We start from the raw sequence: 16,822 nt of genomic DNA, 5'->3' as shown, positions 1-16,822 counted from the left end.
GGGCCCGGCCGAAGGGCGCGGGATCCGGAAACCGACGAAAGCTAGTCGGCGTCTTCCGGGTCCTGCGCCCTTTGCGCGTGGTAGGCGAGGATCTGCAGTTCGGTGGCCATGTCCACCTTGCGCAGGTTCACTCCGGGCGGCACCTGGAGCATGACCGGGGCAAAGCTGAGGATGCTGCGCACGCCCGCGGCCACCACCCGGTCGCACACACCCTGCGCCACCGCGGCCGGAAGGGCCAGCACCACCATGTTGGTACCGGTGCGGTGCAGCACGGCCTCGAGGTCCGCGGCGTCGCTCACCCGCAGCCAGCCCACCTCGCTGCCCACCACCATCTGGTCGGCGTCGAAAATGGCCACGATGTCGAAGCCCCGGGATTCGAACCCGCCGTACCGTGCGAGAGCCTTGCCGAGGTTGCCGGCGCCGACAATCGCGACCTTCCAGTCGCGGGTCAGCCCCAGGGCGGCGGCAATATGCCGGTTCAGGTACTGGACTTCATAGCCCACGCCGCGGGTTCCATAGGAGCCCACGTAGGAAAGGTCCTTGCGGAGAGTGGAGGAGCTGACGCCGGACGCCTCGGCCAGCGACTCGGAGGAAACCCGGTCCACTCCCTCGGCCAGCAGCGTCGTCAGGGCGCGCAGATAAATCGTCAGCCTGGCCACGGCCGCGGGCGGGATCTGCTTGGCCGCAGTCCCGGCTGCCCCGGGCAGGGCGTCGGGTGATGAATCCAGCGAGGTCACTATCTGCTCCGTTGCGTCGCGTTGTGACTCCACTCTAGAGCCCCGGCAGTTCGGGCCACAAAGCAGCCGCCGGCGCCCCCGCGGGCCGCGGTACGGGCCTGCTCAGGCGGGACGCCCAAGCGCCCGCCGCAACGTCCGGGCCAGCCGCACCTCATCGATCCGCCAGAAATCCCGCTGGACCCCGTCCACCAGCAGCACGGGAATCTCCTCGGCGAAACGCTCGCGCAGCTCGGCGTCGTCGTCGATGGACCGTTCCGACCAGCCGAGCCCCAGCGCGGCCGTGACCCGGCCGACGGCGTCGCGTGCGTCAGCGCAGAGGTGGCAGTCGGCCTTGGTGATGAGGACGACGTCGGGAAGGGGCGCGGGTGTGGCCATGGATCCACGGTAGCCCGGCACCCCACCCGGCGTCGACGCGGCCGCCGCAGCACGCGTCGCCGGGGGTGCGGCGGTGACCCATTGCGCATGGGAATCCCCGGGATTGACTAGACTCGGTGCATGCCCGAGGAGAAGATCGTCGCCGTGGCCACGAGGCCGGTTGCGTCAGCGCAGCACGGCGAGGCCGCTTTCTTCGACGTCGACAACACCCTCATGCGGGGCGCCAGCCTCTTCCACGTGGCCCGCAAGATGTACCAGCGCGGGGCGTTCACCATCCCCCAGGCGGCCGGCTTCGCCTGGAAGCAGCTGATGTTCGTCTTCCGCGGCGAAAACATCGACGACGTCCACGCCGTCCGTGACACCGCCCTGAGCCTGGCCTCGGGTTTCACCGTGGAGGACATCGCGGCCCTCGGCGAGGAAGTCTATGACGAGATGATCGAGTCCCGGATCTGGCCCGGCACCAAGGCCCTCGCCGAACAACACCTGCGCATGGGCCGCCCGGTCTGGCTCGTCACGGCCACCCCGATCGAGGTCGCCACCGTGATTTCCACCCGGCTGGGCCTCACCGGAGCTCTCGGCACCGTGGGCGAGATCCGCGACGGGTCCTACACCGGACGGCTCGTGGGCGAGATTCTGCACGGGCCCGCCAAGGCCGTGGCAGTCCGCGGCATTGCCGAGTCCGAGGGCCTGGACCTGAACCGCTGCTGGGCCTACAGCGACTCGCACAATGACATCCCGCTGCTCAGCATGGTGGGCCACCCGGTGGCCATCAACCCGGACACCCGGCTGCGCCGGCACGCCCGCGAACACAACTGGCCGGTCTACGACTTCCGGTCCGGACGGCGGGCCGCCACCCTGGGCCTGAAGGCCGCGACCGTCGGCGGGGCCATCTACGGCCTCTGGCGGGGCTTCTCCCGCTTCCGCGGCCCGACGGTCTAGGCCCGCTCCCCCGGCCGGTTCGAGGCCGCCGGGCAAAAGAAAATGCCCGCCGCCGGAAAGGCAACGGGCATTGACGCTGGTTGAAGTATCTCTACTTCTTATTGCGACGCTGGTGGCGCGTCTTGCGAAGCAGCTTGCGGTGCTTCTTCTTGGCCATACGCTTGCGACGCTTCTTAATAACTGAACCCACGAAAGTTCCTTACCGGCTAGATGCAGTACCTGCCCGTTGGGAAAGGTCCGCGGGCTAGGCAAGCGAACTGAACAACTGACAGGTTCTTACAATGACGTAAAACGTTCCTTAACAGGGTACCGCCTATCCGGGGCACACCACGACCGCAGGCCCCGCGAGGGGGTCTGCTGCGGCCCGGTACGAGCGCAGAAGACTCAGGCCGTCTCAGTGTGTCCGTCGACGACAGCACCCTTGAGGTACTGCTCGACGGCGTTTTCCGGAACCCGGTAGGAGCGGCCAAAGCGCACCGCCGGCATTTCACCGGAGTGCACCAGGCGATACACGGTCATTTTTGATACCCGCATGACATCCGCGACCTCGGCCACGGTGAGAAAGCGCGCGTTGGAGAAGTTGGCCTCCGAAGACATTTCCCTTATTCCTTTTGCTCAAGCGAACGGCTGCCCCGTCTGAACGACATGGCGGTGTGCCGATGCTGAGCCATCAAACAACCATGTGCTAGATACTCTAGGGGTTTGTGGTGCCAATGTGAAAGGTTTCCGCAGGAATCTGCGAAGGATTTCCGCAGGAACGTCCCACCGGGCGCCGCCGGGGCGGACCGGATCCGGCAGCCTCAGCGCCGGGTGCGCCGGGTGCGCGCCGACGCCGCCAGCTGGCCCAGGACCGCGGCCGTCACGTCCCAGTCCATGCAGGCATCGGTGACACTCTGGCCGTAGACGAGTTCGTCGGTTCCGGCGGCATGTTCGGCGACGTCCAGGGCCTGCGCGCCGCCCACCAGGAAGCTCTCCAGCATGACGCCGGCGATCGCGGATGCGGAGCCGCCTCCGTGCTCAAGCTGTGCGCCGATCTCCAGCGCGACCTCGGCCTGGCGGTGGTGGTTTTTGCCGCTGTTGGCGTGGGAAGCATCGACGATCAGCCGCGGGTTCAGCTGCCGGGCGGCGAGCCGGGCGGAGGCGGCCTCGACGTCGGCTGCGGCGAAGTTGGGCCCGTCGCTGCCGCCGCGCAGGATGATGTGCGTGTCGGGGTTGCCGGCGGTGCTGACCAGGGCGGCCCGCCCCTCGTCGTCAATCCCCAGGAACGCCTGGGCAGCGCCCGCGGCGCTGCAGGCGTCCAGCGCCACCTGCAGGCCGCCGTCGGTCCCGTTCTTGAAGCCGATCGGCATGGAGAGACCGGAGGCGAGCTGGCGGTGGATCTGGCTTTCCGTGGTCCGGGCACCGATGGCGCCCCAGGCCACGAGGTCGGCCATGTACTGCGGGCTGATCGGTTCGAGGAATTCCGTGGCGGTGGGCAGCCCCAGGGCGGTGACCTGGCGCAGGAACTGGCGGGCGGCGCGCAGGCCGGCGGCGATGTCGTGGCTGCCGTCGAGCCGGGGGTCGTTGATCAGGCCCTTCCAGCCCACCGTGGTGCGCGGCTTCTCGAAGTACGTCCGCATCACGATCAGCAGGTCCTCGCGGTGCCGTTCGGCCTGGCTGACCAGGCGCCGGGCGTATTCCAGGCCGGCCTTCGGATCGTGGATGGAGCACGGGCCGACAATCACCAGCAAACGGTCGTCAACGCCGTCCAGGATCGCGCGGACCTCGTCCCGGCCGCGCCCGACGACGTCCGATCCCCGCGCGTCCAGCGGGAACTCCGCGATCAGGTCCTGCGGGGTGGGCAGTGCCGTGAATTCGCTGACCCGCAAATTCGAGGTGGACTGCTGGCTGGCGGGGGCTGTTTCGATGCTCATCGTTCGGGTCCTGTTCCGGGGGTGCGGAGCGGGCCCTGGTCAGAACCCGCCGGAGAAATGGCGAAGGGCAGAGAGTGATCTCTGCCCTGTTGGCTCTGAAGGTGTGTGGATGCGTGTCAGTTAGACGCGGGCCCCTCCAGAGCCAACGAAAAATACGCATACCAACGGTTAGTCATGCCAATGACCCTATCCCCGGCCCCGGCCGAGGGCAAAGCGGTTCCGTAACAATCCGACGCGGGCGCGGCTGCGGGCGTGACGGGAGTGGCCGGGACGGGACCGTCCGCCGGATCAGGCGCTGCCGCCCAGCCCGGCTTCGGCGTAGTAGCCCTCGATATGCTCGGCCACGAGCCGGGCCGCGGCGGCGCCGTCGTGCCCGGTGATGGCCGCCAGGATGCCCCGGTGTTCCTCCCGCAGCCGCGCCGCCGTGGCGGCCCAGTCGGGCAGGTTCCCGGTGAGGCGTCCGGCATAGTCCTGGATGGACTCGCGCAGGGAGCCCATCATGGCGCTGACCACCGCGTTGCCGGCGGCATCGGCCAGCGCCAGGTGGAACCGCACATCGAGGGCCAGGAACTCCTCCGTGGCCTCGCAGCCCTCCATCTGTTCCAACAGCGTTGCCGCCTCGGCGAGCGCGGGCGACCCGGGCCGGGCCCGGGCAGCGGCCCAGGATTCGAGCAGCACCCGCGTCTGCACAATGTCCGCCACGGGAAGGTGCGCGGTGGCCACGTGAAGCCGGAGCGCGGAGCCGAGGGCCGCCGTCGGGTCCGAGATCACGACGGTGCCGGCGTCGGGGCCGGAGCCCACGCCCGCCCGGACCACGCCCAGTGCTTCGAGGATCCGGATCGCCTCACGGACCGAGGTGCGGGAGACGCCCAGCTGCTCGGCCAGGGCCCGCTCCGCCGGAAGCCTTCCTCCCACGCGCAGTTGCCCGCTGGAGAGCTGCTCTTCGATCCACTGCAGGACGACCTGGTGCGTACGCATGGCCACATAGTACTTGATGTGGTTGGACCACATCCCCTACAGTGTGGTTGGACCACAGTGTTGGATCGAGACGCCCGGAGGAAGCAATGACGCAACCCACCATGACCGGTACCCCCAGAAGCCCTGCGGCGCCCGCCGGGACGGACGCCGCAGCCGACGCCGGCGCGGCCCGCGACAACGGCGTGGCCGGCGCGACTCCGGGCACTGGCCTGCCTGCCGCCCTCCGGCGCCGGGTGCCGAAATACGCCGACCTCGCGCCGCTGATGCAGTTCAAGAAGCCGGAGTTCGGCCGCGAGGCGCGGCTGCGCCGGGCCAGCACCATCTGGGACCTCCGGGACATGGCCAAGCGGCGCACGCCCAAGGCGCCCTTTGATTACACGGACGGGGCGGCCGAGGCGGAGATCACGCTGCGCCGGGCCCGCGAGGCGTTCCTGGACATCGAGTTCCGCCCCGGCATCCTGCGCGACGTCTCCAGCGTGGACCTCGGCACCGAGATCCTGGGCAAGCCGTCCCGGCTGCCCGTGGGCATCGCGCCCACCGGCTTCACCCGGATGATGCAGTCGGAAGGCGAGTACGCCGGATCGCAGGCCGCCGCGGCCGCCGGCATCCCCTACACGCTGTCCACCATGGGCACCGCGTCCATTGAGGACGTGGCGGCCGCCGCGCCGGACGGCCGGAACTGGTTCCAGCTCTACCTCTGGACCGACCGGGACCGCTCGCTGGAACTGATCGAGCGCGCGGCCCGGGCCGGCAACGACACCCTTATGGTCACGGTGGACACCGCGGTCGCCGGCGCCCGGCTCCGTGACGTCCGGAACGGCATGACCATCCCGCCTGCACTGACGCTGAAGACCGTGCTGGATGCCTCCTACCGGCCGGCGTGGTGGTTCAACTTCCTCACCCACGAGCCGCTCACCTTCGCCTCGCTCTCGCGCTACACCGGTACCGTGGCGGACCTGATCAACTCCATGTTCGACCCCACCCTGACGTTCGAGGACCTCGACTGGCTGCGGGAAACCTGGAAGGGCAAGCTGGTGGTGAAGGGTATCCAGACGGTCGACGACGCCCGCAAGGTGGTGGACCACGGCGCCGACGGCGTTGTGTTGTCCAACCACGGCGGACGCCAGCTGGACCGCGCCCCGATCCCGTTCCACCTGCTCCCGGACGTCTCGGCGGCGCTCAAGGCGGACAACAGCGACGCGGCAGTCATCCTGGACACCGGCATCATGAGCGGCGCCGACATCATCGCGGCGCTGGCCCTCGGCGCCGACTTCACGCTGATCGGCCGCGCTTACCTCTACGGGCTGATGGCGGGCGGCAGGGCCGGCGTGGACCGGGCCATCGCGATCCTGGAAAAGGACATGCTGCGCACCATGGCCCTGCTGGGCGTCAGCCGGATCTCCGAGCTGACCCCTGACCACGTGAGGCTGCTCGTCCGGTAGCCCGCTACTCGGGCCGGGGCGCGGGAAGTCCTAGATGAGCCCCTGGGCAAGCATCGCGTCCGCCACCTTCACGAAGCCGCCGATGTTCGCGCCCACCACGTAGTTCCCCGGTTCCCCGTACTCGTCTGCGGTGGCAGCGCAGTGGTCGTGAATGCCGACCATGATTTTGGTGAGCCGGTCCTCGGTGTGTGCGAAGGACCAGGAATCGCGGCTGGCGTTCTGCTGCATCTCCAGCGCGGACGTGGCCACGCCGCCGGCGTTGGCGGCCTTGCCCGGGCCGAAAAGGATGCCCGCTTCCTGGAAGACGGCGACGGCGTCACGGGTCGAGGGCATGTTGGCGCCTTCCGCCACGGCAAGCAGTCCGTTTCGGACCAGCCGGGCGGCCGCGGCGCCGTCGAGTTCGTTTTGCGTGGCGCACGGCAGCGCGACGGTCGCGTCGAGGTCCCAGACGGAGCCGCCGTCCACGTAGTCGACGCCGGGGCGCCGGGCCGCGTAGTCCTTGAGCCGCCCGCGCTCCACTTCCTTGATCTGGCGCAGCAGGGCGACGTCGATCCCGGCCTCATCCACAATGTAGCCGGAGGAATCGGAGCAGGCCACGACAGTGGCGCCGAGGGTCTGGGCCTTGGCAATTGCGTTGATCGCGACGTTGCCGGAGCCGGATACCACCACGCGCTGGCCGTCGAAGGAGAGGCCGCGGGTCTTGAGCATTTCCTCGGCAAAGATCACGGTGCCGTAGCCGGTGGCCTCGGGGCGCACCAGTGAGCCGCCCCAAGAGATGCCCTTGCCGGTAAGGACGCCGGATTCGTAGCGATTGGTGATCCGCTTGTACTGTCCGAAGAGGTAGCCGATTTCGCGGCCGCCGACGCCGATGTCACCGGCCGGGACGTCCGTGTACTCGCCGATGTGGCGGTACAGCTCGGTCATAAAGGACTGGCAGAAGCGCATGATTTCGGCGTCGGAGCGCCCGCGCGGGTCGAAGTCGGAGCCGCCCTTGCCGCCGCCGATCGGCATGCCGGTCAGGGCGTTTTTGAAGATCTGCTCGAAGCCGAGGAACTTCACGATGCCCAGGTTCACCGAGGGGTGGAAGCGCAGCCCGCCCTTGAAGGGCCCCAGGGCCGAGTTGAACTCCACCCGGAAGCCGCGGTTGATCTGGAACCGGCCGGCGTCGTCGACCCACGGGACCCGGAAAATGATCTGCCGTTCGGGTTCGCAGAGCCGTTCGAGGACGGCACCTTCGAGGAATTCCGGGTGCCGGTCGTGCACCGGACCCAAGCTCTCGAAGACCTCGGTGACTGCCTGGCGGAATTCCCCTTCGCCGGGATTTCGCGCCAACACCGTGTCCCGGATGGCCTCAAGCCGTGCGTCCATTGCAACTCCTCAACCCTGGCGCCCCTCATTGGGCACATCAAAACAAGCCATTCCATGGTTGCACCGGGCGGGCGGGGATTTCTATTCGGATACCCGGGGGCGGCCCCGTATGACATCGTTGCCGCAGCGGCGGGGCTACTTTTTGCGGCCGAATTTCGGCAGGTTCGCCAGCAGGTCCGCGGCGCGGGTGGCGGCGCGGCCAACCGTGCGGCCGATCTGCTGCGGCCGCCGGTCCTCCCCTGCGGTCCCGACCGGCAGGGCGACGGCGGGGCTCAGCGCGCTGCCCGCGGGAACCCCGGGCAGCGCCGGCGCGGGCGCCGCAGCGGCCGCCGGAGTACCGGCGAAGGTGCCGGGGCCGGGCTGCGGGAGGGCAGCGGTCGCAGGCGCCGGCTCGGCGGCGGGACGGCCGACGTCGAATGTTTCCAGCCAGCTCGCGACGCCGGCGAGGGGCTTGGGGTTCAGCGCGTAGTAGCGCTTCTGGCCCTGCGCGCGCATGCTGACCAGGTCCGCTTCGCGCAAGACCTTGAGGTGCTTGGAAATGGTGGGCTGGCTCGCCTCGAGCTCCTGGACCAGCTCCCCCACCGCTTTGTCCCCGTTGCGGAGGGACACCAGAATGTCACGCCGGGTCGCCTCAGCAATGACGGCAAATACGTCGTCTGTCACCATGTCCTCCACACTAGCGACATATACGCCAGATGGCATCCACCAATTACAGGTCCCCCACCGGGCCCGGGCCGCCGGCCCGGACGGCACCCTAATCGAACCAGGGATCCAGACCGTAGAGCGGGAAAACTTCCTTGCGGGTGGCCATCACCGTGCGGTCCACCTCGTCGTTCGGGTCGAAGCCGACCTCCCAGGAGCGCCACCAGAGGTCGACGTCGTCGCCCATCACCGAGGGCGGTTCGACCCCGTACTTGGCGCCGTACTTCTCCTGCACATACTGCCGCCAGTCCTCCGGCACGGCGGTACGCAGCGGGACGGGCCGGCCGGCGGCAATGGCAATCAGGTGGCTCCAGGACCGTGGGACCACGGTGATCACGTTGTAGCCTCCACCGCCGGTGGAGATCCAGCGGTTCTCGCAGTAGCGGGCCGCGAGGTTACCGATGGCGGTGGCGGCCTCGCGCTGGCCGTCCACGCTGATGTTCAGGTGTGTCAGCGGATCCAGGCGGTGCGAGTCGCAGCCGTGCTGGCTGACGATCACCTCCGGCTCAAACGCGCCCACCAGTTGCGGGACGACCGCGTGGAAGGCCCGCAGCCAGCCCGCATCCCCCGTCCCGGCCGGCAGCGCCACGTTGACCGCGCTGCCCTGGGCGTTCGGGCCGCCGATCTCGTTGGCGAAGCCGGTGCCCGGGAACAGGGTCAGCCCGGTCTCATGCAGCGAGATCGTCAGCACCCGAGGGTCGTCCCAGAAGATGCTTTGGGTTCCGTCGCCGTGGTGGGCGTCGACGTCGATATATGCCACCCGCTGCACGCCGCCGTCGAGCAGCCGCGCGATGGCCAGGGCCGCGTCGTTGTAGATGCAGAAGCCGCTGGCACGTTCCCGGGCGGCATGGTGCATGCCGCCGCCGAAGTTCACCGCCCGGACGGCGCTGCCGTCGAGGATGGCGGCTGCCGCGAGGAGCGAGCCGCCGGCCAGCCGGGCGCTGGCCTCGTGCATGCCGGCGAAGGCCGGGTCGTCCTCGGTGCCGAGACCCCGTTCCAGGTCCGGGGTGTCCGGGTCCGCGCTGACGCGCCGGACGGCGGCGATGTAGTCCGCGCTGTGCACCGCTGCGAGTTCCTCGTCGGTGGCCACTTCGGGGGCCGCCACCGAGACGTGGCCCAGGTCCAGCAGGCCGAGGCTGCGGGCCAGCCGTGCGGTCAGTTCCATCCGCTCCGGCGCCATCGGGTGGCTGTGGCCGAAGTTGTATGCCGTCATGGCCGAGTCCCACACCACCGTCGTCGGCAGGGCGGTCTGGGCGAGTCCGGGCAGGAAGGTCATCAATCACAGGCTACCGGAGCGCACCGCCCCTTCCCCCGTCGTTGCGCGGAATATAGTGGTTTACTACTGAGGACGCCGTTTCAACCGAGGACAAGCCGCACATGACGCAAAGCCAGTCGAGGTCATCGAGCCCGGCCGGCTGGCACCCCGGCCAGCCGGAGCGCGAGGGGCTCTGGATCTTCACCCGGTTGCGCGACTTTATCGACAACATCGCCAACACCTCCCCCGCACGCCTGGCCGTCTCGGCCTTCGCCGTGGTGGTGCTGATCTTCACCGGCCTGCTTTCCCTGCCGGTGTCCTCCGCCGCAGGGCAGGCGACGCCCCTGCACCAGGCCCTGTTCACCGCGGTCTCGGCTGTGTGCGTCACCGGGCTGACCGTCGTTTCCACCGCGGTGCACTGGTCCTTTTTCGGGCAGCTGGTCATCCTGGTTGGCATTTTCGTGGGCGGCCTCGGCACCCTGACCCTGGCCTCGCTGCTGGCGCTGATGGTCAGCAAGAAACTCGGCGTCCGCGGCAAGCTGATCGCGCAGGAGGCCATGAACGCCGGGCGCCTCGGCGAGGTGGGCACCCTGCTGCGGATCGTCATCGTCACGTCGGTCGTGATCGAGGCGGTGCTGGCCGTGGCCCTGATCCCGCGGTTCCTCGCGCTGGGCGAAAGTTTCGGCCAGTCAGTCTGGCACGGCGTCTTCTATTCCATCTCGGCGTTCAACAACGCCGGGTTCACCCCGCATTCGGACGGCATCGTCCCCTACGAGACCGACCTGTGGATCCTCATCCCGCTGATGATCGGAGTCTTCCTCGGCAGCCTCGGTTTCCCGGTGGTGATGGTGCTCCAGCAGAACGGGCTGAACTGGAAGAAGTGGAACCTGCACACCAAGCTGACCATCCAGGTCTCGCTGATCCTGCTGGCCGCGGGCACCGTGCTCTGGGGCCTGATGGAGTGGGAGAACATGCGCACCATCGGCGGCATGAGCCTCGGTGACAAGGTCACGCATTCGCTCTTCGCCTCCGTGATGACCCGTTCCGGCGGCTTCAATCTGGTGGACCAGAACCAGATGGATTCCACCACAATGCTGCTGACCGACGCGCTGATGTTCGCCGGCGGCGGTTCTGCGTCGACCGCCGGCGGCATCAAGGTCACCACCATCGCGGTGATGTTCCTGGCCATCGTCGCCGAGGCCCGGGGCGACGCGGACGTGAAAGTCTACGGCCGCACCATCCCCGAGGGCACCATGCGGGTGGCCATCTCGGTCATCGTCGCCGGCGCCACGCTCGTGGCAGTCTCGGCCCTGCTCCTGCTTCAGATCAGCGGCGCGTCCCTGGACCGGGTGCTGTTTGAAACGATTTCCGCCTTCGCCACGGTGGGCCTGAGCACCAACCTCAGTGCTGAGCTGCCTCCGGCGGGCGTCTATGTCCTCACCGTTCTCATGTTCGCCGGCCGCGTCGGCACCGTCACCCTCGCCGCTGGGCTGGCCCTGCGCCAGCGCAGCCAGTTGTACCACTACCCGGAAGAGAGACCGATCATTGGCTAGTTCCTCAGGCGCCGTCAACCGCCCCGCCCACAACGCGCCCGTGCTGGTGATCGGGCTGGGCCGCTTCGGCGCGTCCACCGCAGAGCAGTTGGTCAAGCAGGGCCGCGAGGTGCTGGCGATCGAACGCGACCGCAGCCTCGTGCAGAAGTGGGCCAGCGTCTTGACCCACGTTGTTGAGGCCGACGCGACCAACATCGACGCCCTCCGCCAGCTCGGCGCCCAGGAGTTCAGCTCCGCCGTCGTCGGCGTGGGCACCTCGATCGAATCCTCGGTGCTGATCACGGTGAACCTTGTGGACCTCGGCATCGAACACCTCTGGGTCAAGGCGATCACGCCCTCGCACGGTAAGATCCTGACCCGGATCGGCGCCAACCACGTGATCTATCCGGAGGCCGACGCCGGTGTCCGGGCCGCGCACCTCGTGTCCGGCCGGATGCTGGACTTCATCGAGTTCGACGACGACTTCGCGATCGTGAAGATGTACCCGCCGCGCGAAACCGTGGGTTTCACGCTCGACGAGTCCAAGGTGCGCTCCAAGTACGGGGTCACGATCGTGGGCGTGAAGTCCCCGGGCGAGGACTTCACCTATGCCCGGCCTGAGACGAAGGTGTCCGCGCGGGACATGCTGATCGTCTCCGGGCACGTGGACCTGCTGGAACGGTTCGCGGCGAGGCCGTAGCGCCGGCGCCGGCTAGGCACCGCCACCGGGACGGCCCGGATCCTCCGGCGCGGCCGCCAGATTCCTGGTGGCCGGGCCCTGGATGACGGTGCCGTCCGTGGCGAAACGGGAGCCGTGGCAGGGGCAGTCCCACGTCACGTCCGCCCGGTTGAACTCCACCGTGCAGCCAAGGTGGGTGCAGACCGCGGAGACCGCCTGTACGTCCCCCAAGGGAGAGACATACATGGCGGTTTTGGCACCCCGGATGTCCACCACCTTCCCCTCCCCCGGGGCTATGTCCGCCGGGATTCCCTCATCCGGAGCGGCAGCGGCGCCCGGCGCCGCCCCGGCCGGCCCCGCCGCAGACGCCGCCCCCACGGCAGGCCCCGCGGGCACCTCCTGCGTTTGGCCGGCGCTGCGGTTGCTGTCGAACAGCTCGGCCCACGGGTTGGCGGTACCGCAGAGCGTGTCGCGGAGGATCAGGGCGGCGGCGGTGCCGTTGGTGAGGCCCCACTTCCGCAGCCCGGTGATCACGTGGACATGCCGGTACTCCGGGCCCAGAAGGCCAACGTAAGGCAGCCCGTCGGCAGGCATGGCGTCCTGGGTGGACCAGCGGAAGACGGTCTCCGCCGCGCCGAGGCGGTCGCGGGCAAAGGCCGCGAGCCGGGCGTACCTTTGGGCGGAGTCGACGCTCTCAGTGGCCCGGTGTCCCTCTCCGCCGGCCAGCACGTATCTGGCGCCCTCGACGTCGACCGTCAGGATGGAGCGCATCGGTTCCTCCACGCTGACAAAGGTCGCGTCCAGCGCGGGACCGGCCCTACGGGCGGCAACAATGTACGAGCGGTGCGCGTAGCACCGGGCCGCGAAACGCCCGTCGTCCCCGAAGGGCAGGTTGGTCGCCACGATGATGTCCTTTGCCCGGACCGTTCCGTGCCCGGTGTCCACCATGGCCGGGGAACCGTCGCGGAATCCCGTGGCAGGCGATTCCTCAAAGACGAAGCTGCCGTCCCCGTGCACAGCGCGGGCCAGGCCCTGTACATACCTGAGCGCGTGCAGCTGGGCCTGCCCGTCGAACCGGACGGCGCCCCGAACGGCGAAGGGCAGCGGCACATCTGTGGTGAAGGATGCCGGCAGCCCGAGCCGCTCCGCCAGCGCCGCTTCCTCCCGGACCAGGGCAAGCGCCGTCCCGGTTTCGGCGTAGGTGTAGTTGGCCACCTGCCGGAAGCCGCAGTCGATGCCTTCCGCCGCTACGATGCCGGCGATGTGCGCTATGGCGGCCTCGTTGGCCTGGCCGTAAATGGCGGCCGCGCCCCTGCCGTGGCGGGCCGCGAGCTCGGAGTAGGCGAGCCGGTGCAGTGAGGTGACCTTTCCCGTGGTGTTTCCGGTGACGCCGGTGCCCACCCGCGCCGCTTCCAGCACCGCGACAGTCTGGCCCGCCCGTTTCAGGGCCAGGGCGGCGGTCAGTCCGGCGATGCCGCCGCCGATCACGGCAACGTCAACTTCCTCGGGCGAGTCGGCGGATGCGTCGAATGACGGGTACGTGGCTTTCCCGGCGGTGGCCGCCCAGAGCGAAAGGAGCCGTCCTGCCGGCTGTTCAGTGATGGTCCCGACCTCCAAGCACTAGGTTCCCTCCGGCGTCGGGCAGGTTCCTCCCGGCGTCGCTGGCTGCTACCGCAGGGTCAAGGCCCGCCCGTCTTTGCCGCTTTCGCGGCGGCCTTGGCTGCCTGCTTGCTCGCCCGTACCTTGGACAGCGACTCCGGGTCCACAATGTCGGCGACGGACAGGTAGGCGTCCTCCGCGCCATAGTGGCCAGCGGCCTCGCGCCAGCCCTCGGCGCGGAGCCCGCATTGCTTTCCCAGCAGGGCCAGGAAGATCTTGGCCTTCTGCTCGCCGAATCCCGGCAGCGCCTTGAGCCGGCGCAGCACCTCCGGCCCGTCCGGATTACCCCGGGTCCAGATGGCGGTGGCGTCGCCGTTCCACTGGCTGTGCACGGTTTCGGCCAGGGCCTGGACCCGGCCGGCCATCGAGCCGGGGAACCGGTGGACCGCCGGGCGTTCTTTGAATAGCTCGACGAACGCCTGCGGATCGTATTCGGCGATTGCGGCCGGAGCCAGGGAACCGAGGCGCGTCCGGATCTTTTCGGGGCGGGCAAACGCCGACTCCATGGTCACCTGCTGGTCCAGCAGCATGCCGGTGAGCAGCGCAAACGCGTCGTCGCTGAGCAGTTTGTCCGCCGCGGGATCCCCTGTGATGTGCAGTTCCATGGGTCCTATCCTGCCACCGGAGCCGGTCCGCGTCATGGCCTGCGGTGCCCCTAGCCGAGCTGTTTCGTGATTTCCGCGGCCCGCTCGGCGGCGGCCCGGGCGCCGTCGGCGATGATCGAGGGGAGGCCGCGCTCGTCGAAGGTGGCGATTGCCCGTTCGGTGGTGCCGTTCGGGCTGGTCACGGCCCTGCGCAGCGCGGCGGGGTCGGCGCCCGGTTCGGCGAGCATCAGCCCGGCACCGGCGACCGTTTCACGGGCCAGCAGCAGCGACAGTTCGGCGTCCAGGCCCAGTTCGGCCCCGGCGGCCGCCATCGCCTCGGCCAGGTAGAAGGCGTAGGCGGGGCCGGAGCCGCTGATCGCGGACAGCGCATCGACCTGCTCCTCGGGAATCTCGACGACCGTGCCGACGGCGGCGAAAATGTCCTTCGCCTGCTGCAGCTGTGCCGCCGAGCAGTGCTTCCCGGCGGACACCGACACCACGCCGCGGCCCAGCCTGGCCGGGGTGTTCGGCATGGCGCGGATCACCGGCTGGCCGGCAGGAAGCGCCGCTTCCAGCTGCTCCAGCGACACGGCCGCCGCGACGCTGACGACGATCGTTTCCGGCGAGAGCGAGCCGCTGATCTCGCGGGCCAGGTCCGCGATCCCCACCGGCTTCACGCCCAGGACGACGACGGCGGCGCCGGTGGCGGCCTGCGTGTTGTTCTCCGGTTCTTCGTCGCTGGCGATGGCCGTGATGCCGTGGTGCCGCTCGGCCAGTTCGGCGGCCCGTTCGGCACGCCGGACCGTGGCGACGACGTCGGCGGGGTCCGTCCCCCCGGCGATCAGGCCGCTCATGATTGCCTCGTTCATTGACCCACAGCCCAGGAATGCGATTCGGTTGCTCATGCCCCCATCATTGCAGTCAGCCGCGATTCACAGCCAGCTCACATCCTCAGCGCAGCTTGCTCCCAAACTCCGCGAATAGCGTAGGAACTACCTCATTGAGGGTGCGAGTGATGATAGGCAGTCATGCGGATGTCTGCCCGGCACCGGGGGTCTGCAGCGGGTTTTCCCCCATTTCCCGCAGCGGGCCGCCGGTGCCTTCGCTTTTAAACATTCGGTGTGCCGCGCTCCGGTGCTGGTGGGCGCCTAGTGCTGGACGGGCCGCACTTCGATGGGAAGGGTGGTGGCACGGGCCAGCCGGCCGGCCCAGCCAAGCGCCGCATCGAGGTCCGGTGCCTCAATAACGGTGAAACCGCCGAGGTGCTCCTTCGCTTCTGTGAACGGCCCGTCCGTCATGAGCGTCTCCGTGCCCTGCTGCCGGACCACCGTGGCGGCGCCGGCGGGGTCGAGGCCCGCGGCGAACACCCAAGCGCCGGCCGCCTTTAGCTCGCGGTTCAGGGCCTCGAGGTCCGCCATGATGGGCGCGAGGACCTCGGGGGCCGGGGCGGGGCCGGCGGGCTGGTAAACGCTGAGCAGGTACTGTGCCATGCTGTCCTCCTTGGCTGACGGGCCGGTTCCTTTGGCTGGCCTCCACCTACTCGACGAACGGCCTGCGCCAGAAACGACATCCCGGCTCTGGACTCCGTTTACGCCGCGTCCGGCCCCTCATCGCCGGGTGATTGCGGCTCGGCCGGCTCCTCGGCCATGGCGACGTGCGGCGCGGGCTGCAGCGGGCCCTCGGTGACCAGTTGGTCCAGACGGCGGAGGATCAGCCCCTCCCGCAAGGCCCACGGACAAATCTCCAGGCTCGGGAACTCAAACATCTCCAGGGCCGCCTCCGCCACCAGCGCGCCGGCCAGCAACTGGGGTGCGCGGGCTTCGGAGACGCCGGGGAGGTTCAACCGGTCCTCCACTTCCATGGCGGAGATCCGTTGCGCCCAGAGGCCCAGGTCCGTGGCGTGCAGTTCCCGCTTGACGTAGGGGCCGGCGCCGCTGGGGGCGGCCCCGGCGATGCGGGCCAGGGAGCGGAACGTTTTGGAGGTGCCGGCCACGTGGTTGGCCTTGCCGAGCTTGGCGATGTCCCGGACAGCGGGCTTCAGGGTGCTTCGGATGTAGCGGCGGAGCTCCTTGACGCTTTTCGCCGACGGCGGGTCCTCCTGCAGCCAGTCGCGGGTGAGCCGGCTCGCGCCGAGCGGGACCGACGTCGCAAGCTCGGGGAGTTCGTCTTCCCCGTAGGCCATTTCGAAGGATCCGCCGCCGATGTCGAGGTTCAGCATGGGTCCCGCGCCCCAGCCGTACCAGCGGCGGACGGCGAAGAACGTCATTGAGGCCTCTTCGCTGCCGGTCAGTTCCCGCAGCGTGACAGTGGTTTCGTGCTTGACCCGGGCGAGGACGGCGGGCCCGTTGGTGGCCTCGCGGATCGCGGACGTACAGAACGCCAGCAGGTCCTCGGCCTTGTGCTTCGCCGCGAACTCCCACGCTTCAAGGACGAACTCGATCAGCTCGTGCTGGCCGGCGTCGTTGATGCTGCCGTCCGCGTCGAGGAACTGCACCAGTGAGAGCGGCCGCTTGTGCGAGGCGAACGGGACCGGGCGCGCGCCGGGGTGGGCATCCACCAGGAGGAGGTGGACGGTGTTTGAGCCGATATCGAGGACGCCAAGACGCATAGGGCCATTATTGTCCTCCGGCTGTCCGTGCCCTAACCGGGTGCCCGCCGG

The 16,822-nt window shown here is 69.1% G+C and carries 18 protein-coding genes; 4 read left to right on the top strand and 14 right to left on the bottom strand.

Going from position 1 to position 16,822, the window contains the following annotated elements; all coding sequences use genetic code 11:
* Nucleotides 1-41: 41 nt before the first annotated feature.
* Nucleotides 42-737: a redox-sensing transcriptional repressor Rex gene (locus E7Y32_RS08165; protein WP_146336688.1), complete on the bottom strand. Its 696-nt coding sequence runs from the start codon at nucleotides 735-737 to the stop codon at nucleotides 42-44.
* A gap of 102 nt (nucleotides 738-839) precedes the next feature.
* Nucleotides 840-1,112: a glutaredoxin family protein gene (locus E7Y32_RS08160; protein WP_146336687.1), complete on the bottom strand. Its 273-nt coding sequence runs from the start codon at nucleotides 1,110-1,112 to the stop codon at nucleotides 840-842.
* A 120-nt stretch (nucleotides 1,113-1,232) separates the two neighbouring features.
* Between E7Y32_RS08160 and E7Y32_RS08155 the strand changes: the two genes are divergently transcribed.
* On the top strand, nucleotides 1,233-2,051 hold the full coding sequence (locus E7Y32_RS08155) for an HAD family phosphatase (protein WP_146336686.1): 819 nt from the start codon (nucleotides 1,233-1,235) through the stop codon (nucleotides 2,049-2,051).
* A gap of 91 nt (nucleotides 2,052-2,142) precedes the next feature.
* Here E7Y32_RS08155 and E7Y32_RS08150 read toward each other — a convergent pair whose 3' ends face one another.
* From E7Y32_RS08150 to E7Y32_RS08135, 4 genes are all read right to left on the bottom strand, one after another.
* Nucleotides 2,143-2,241, bottom strand: a complete 99-nt coding sequence (locus E7Y32_RS08150; RefSeq protein ID WP_003792170.1) for a 30S ribosomal protein bS22 — start codon at nucleotides 2,239-2,241, stop codon at nucleotides 2,143-2,145.
* A gap of 194 nt (nucleotides 2,242-2,435) precedes the next feature.
* A complete protein-coding gene (locus E7Y32_RS08145; protein WP_138768374.1) occupies nucleotides 2,436-2,648 on the bottom strand; it encodes a helix-turn-helix domain-containing protein in 213 nt (70 codons plus the stop codon).
* Nucleotides 2,649-2,851: 203 nt separating this feature from the next.
* Nucleotides 2,852-3,964, bottom strand: coding sequence for a 3-deoxy-7-phosphoheptulonate synthase (locus E7Y32_RS08140; protein ID WP_146336685.1), 1,113 nt, complete (start codon nucleotides 3,962-3,964; stop codon nucleotides 2,852-2,854).
* Nucleotides 3,965-4,252: 288 nt separating this feature from the next.
* Nucleotides 4,253-4,942 carry a FadR/GntR family transcriptional regulator gene (locus E7Y32_RS08135; protein ID WP_146336684.1) on the bottom strand — a complete coding sequence of 230 codons (690 nt, stop codon included), beginning with the start codon at nucleotides 4,940-4,942 and terminating at the stop codon, nucleotides 4,253-4,255.
* An 86-nt stretch (nucleotides 4,943-5,028) separates the two neighbouring features.
* Here E7Y32_RS08135 and E7Y32_RS08130 point away from each other — a divergent pair, with 86 nt between their 5' ends.
* Nucleotides 5,029-6,384: an alpha-hydroxy-acid oxidizing protein gene (locus E7Y32_RS08130; RefSeq protein WP_395940412.1), complete on the top strand. Its 1,356-nt coding sequence runs from the start codon at nucleotides 5,029-5,031 to the stop codon at nucleotides 6,382-6,384.
* Nucleotides 6,385-6,414: 30 nt separating this feature from the next.
* Here E7Y32_RS08130 and gdhA read toward each other — a convergent pair whose 3' ends face one another.
* The 3 genes from gdhA to E7Y32_RS08115 form a co-directional block, all read right to left on the bottom strand.
* Nucleotides 6,415-7,752, bottom strand: a complete 1,338-nt coding sequence (gene gdhA / locus E7Y32_RS08125; RefSeq protein ID WP_146336683.1) for an NADP-specific glutamate dehydrogenase — start codon at nucleotides 7,750-7,752, stop codon at nucleotides 6,415-6,417.
* Between the two features lie 135 nt (nucleotides 7,753-7,887).
* Nucleotides 7,888-8,418 (bottom strand): helix-turn-helix transcriptional regulator, encoded by a 531-nt coding sequence (locus tag E7Y32_RS08120; RefSeq protein WP_146336682.1) that lies wholly within the window; start codon nucleotides 8,416-8,418, stop codon nucleotides 7,888-7,890.
* Between the two features lie 88 nt (nucleotides 8,419-8,506).
* Nucleotides 8,507-9,730 (bottom strand): acetoin utilization protein AcuC, encoded by a 1,224-nt coding sequence (locus tag E7Y32_RS08115; protein WP_146336681.1) that lies wholly within the window; start codon nucleotides 9,728-9,730, stop codon nucleotides 8,507-8,509.
* A gap of 101 nt (nucleotides 9,731-9,831) precedes the next feature.
* Between E7Y32_RS08115 and E7Y32_RS08110 the strand changes: the two genes are divergently transcribed.
* Entirely contained in the window at nucleotides 9,832-11,262 is a 1,431-nt protein-coding gene (locus E7Y32_RS08110; protein WP_146336680.1) for a TrkH family potassium uptake protein, read from the top strand.
* Nucleotides 11,263-11,302: 40 nt separating this feature from the next.
* Entirely contained in the window at nucleotides 11,303-11,941 is a 639-nt protein-coding gene (locus tag E7Y32_RS08105) for a TrkA family potassium uptake protein (protein WP_186372291.1), read from the top strand.
* Nucleotides 11,942-11,953: 12 nt separating this feature from the next.
* Here E7Y32_RS08105 and E7Y32_RS08100 read toward each other — a convergent pair whose 3' ends face one another.
* The 5 genes from E7Y32_RS08100 to E7Y32_RS08080 all read right to left on the bottom strand — a co-directional run bounded on the left by E7Y32_RS08100 (nucleotide 11,954) and on the right by E7Y32_RS08080 (nucleotide 16,771).
* Nucleotides 11,954-13,537, bottom strand: a complete 1,584-nt coding sequence (locus E7Y32_RS08100; protein WP_261382382.1) for an FAD-dependent oxidoreductase — start codon at nucleotides 13,535-13,537, stop codon at nucleotides 11,954-11,956.
* A 62-nt stretch (nucleotides 13,538-13,599) separates the two neighbouring features.
* Complete coding sequence (locus tag E7Y32_RS08095; RefSeq protein ID WP_186466955.1) at nucleotides 13,600-14,184, bottom strand: HhH-GPD-type base excision DNA repair protein; 585 nt, start codon at nucleotides 14,182-14,184, stop codon at nucleotides 13,600-13,602.
* Between the two features lie 50 nt (nucleotides 14,185-14,234).
* The gene (gene proC, locus E7Y32_RS08090; protein ID WP_146336679.1) at nucleotides 14,235-15,068 is read right to left on the bottom strand and encodes a pyrroline-5-carboxylate reductase; all 834 of its coding nucleotides are present in this window, start codon (nucleotides 15,066-15,068) and stop codon (nucleotides 14,235-14,237) included.
* Nucleotides 15,069-15,311: 243 nt separating this feature from the next.
* A complete protein-coding gene (locus E7Y32_RS08085) occupies nucleotides 15,312-15,653 on the bottom strand; it encodes a YciI family protein (protein ID WP_146336678.1) in 342 nt (113 codons plus the stop codon).
* A 98-nt stretch (nucleotides 15,654-15,751) separates the two neighbouring features.
* Entirely contained in the window at nucleotides 15,752-16,771 is a 1,020-nt protein-coding gene (locus tag E7Y32_RS08080; protein ID WP_146336677.1) for a Ppx/GppA phosphatase family protein, read from the bottom strand.
* Nucleotides 16,772-16,822 lie beyond the last annotated feature (51 nt).

Source organism: Arthrobacter sp. UKPF54-2 (genome assembly GCF_007858535.1).
In the GTDB taxonomy this organism is placed as follows: domain Bacteria; phylum Actinomycetota; class Actinomycetes; order Actinomycetales; family Micrococcaceae; genus Arthrobacter.
This window is presented reverse-complemented; position numbering and strand designations above follow the sequence as displayed.

Excerpts from the sequence above, each read along its gene's own strand:
- E7Y32_RS08110 (WP_146336680.1), top strand. The coding sequence starts at position 9,832 with ATGACGCAAAGCCAGTCGAGGTCATCGAGCCCGGCCGGCTGGCACCCC.
- E7Y32_RS08135 (WP_146336684.1), bottom strand. The coding sequence starts at position 4,942 with ATGCGTACGCACCAGGTCGTCCTGCAGTGGATCGAAGAGCAGCTCTCC.
- E7Y32_RS08085 (WP_146336678.1), bottom strand. The coding sequence starts at position 15,653 with ATGGCACAGTACCTGCTCAGCGTTTACCAGCCCGCCGGCCCCGCCCCG.
- E7Y32_RS08120 (WP_146336682.1), bottom strand. The coding sequence starts at position 8,418 with ATGGTGACAGACGACGTATTTGCCGTCATTGCTGAGGCGACCCGGCGT.
- E7Y32_RS08160 (WP_146336687.1), bottom strand. The coding sequence starts at position 1,112 with ATGGCCACACCCGCGCCCCTTCCCGACGTCGTCCTCATCACCAAGGCC.
- gdhA (WP_146336683.1), bottom strand. The coding sequence starts at position 7,752 with ATGGACGCACGGCTTGAGGCCATCCGGGACACGGTGTTGGCGCGAAAT.
- E7Y32_RS08095 (WP_186466955.1), bottom strand. The coding sequence starts at position 14,184 with ATGGAACTGCACATCACAGGGGATCCCGCGGCGGACAAACTGCTCAGC.
- E7Y32_RS08130 (WP_395940412.1), top strand. The coding sequence starts at position 5,029 with ATGACGCAACCCACCATGACCGGTACCCCCAGAAGCCCTGCGGCGCCC.
- E7Y32_RS08145 (WP_138768374.1), bottom strand. The coding sequence starts at position 2,648 with ATGTCTTCGGAGGCCAACTTCTCCAACGCGCGCTTTCTCACCGTGGCC.
- E7Y32_RS08140 (WP_146336685.1), bottom strand. The coding sequence starts at position 3,964 with ATGAGCATCGAAACAGCCCCCGCCAGCCAGCAGTCCACCTCGAATTTG.
- E7Y32_RS08155 (WP_146336686.1), top strand. The coding sequence starts at position 1,233 with ATGCCCGAGGAGAAGATCGTCGCCGTGGCCACGAGGCCGGTTGCGTCA.
- E7Y32_RS08115 (WP_146336681.1), bottom strand. The coding sequence starts at position 9,730 with ATGACCTTCCTGCCCGGACTCGCCCAGACCGCCCTGCCGACGACGGTG.
- proC (WP_146336679.1), bottom strand. The coding sequence starts at position 15,068 with ATGAGCAACCGAATCGCATTCCTGGGCTGTGGGTCAATGAACGAGGCA.
- E7Y32_RS08080 (WP_146336677.1), bottom strand. The coding sequence starts at position 16,771 with ATGCGTCTTGGCGTCCTCGATATCGGCTCAAACACCGTCCACCTCCTC.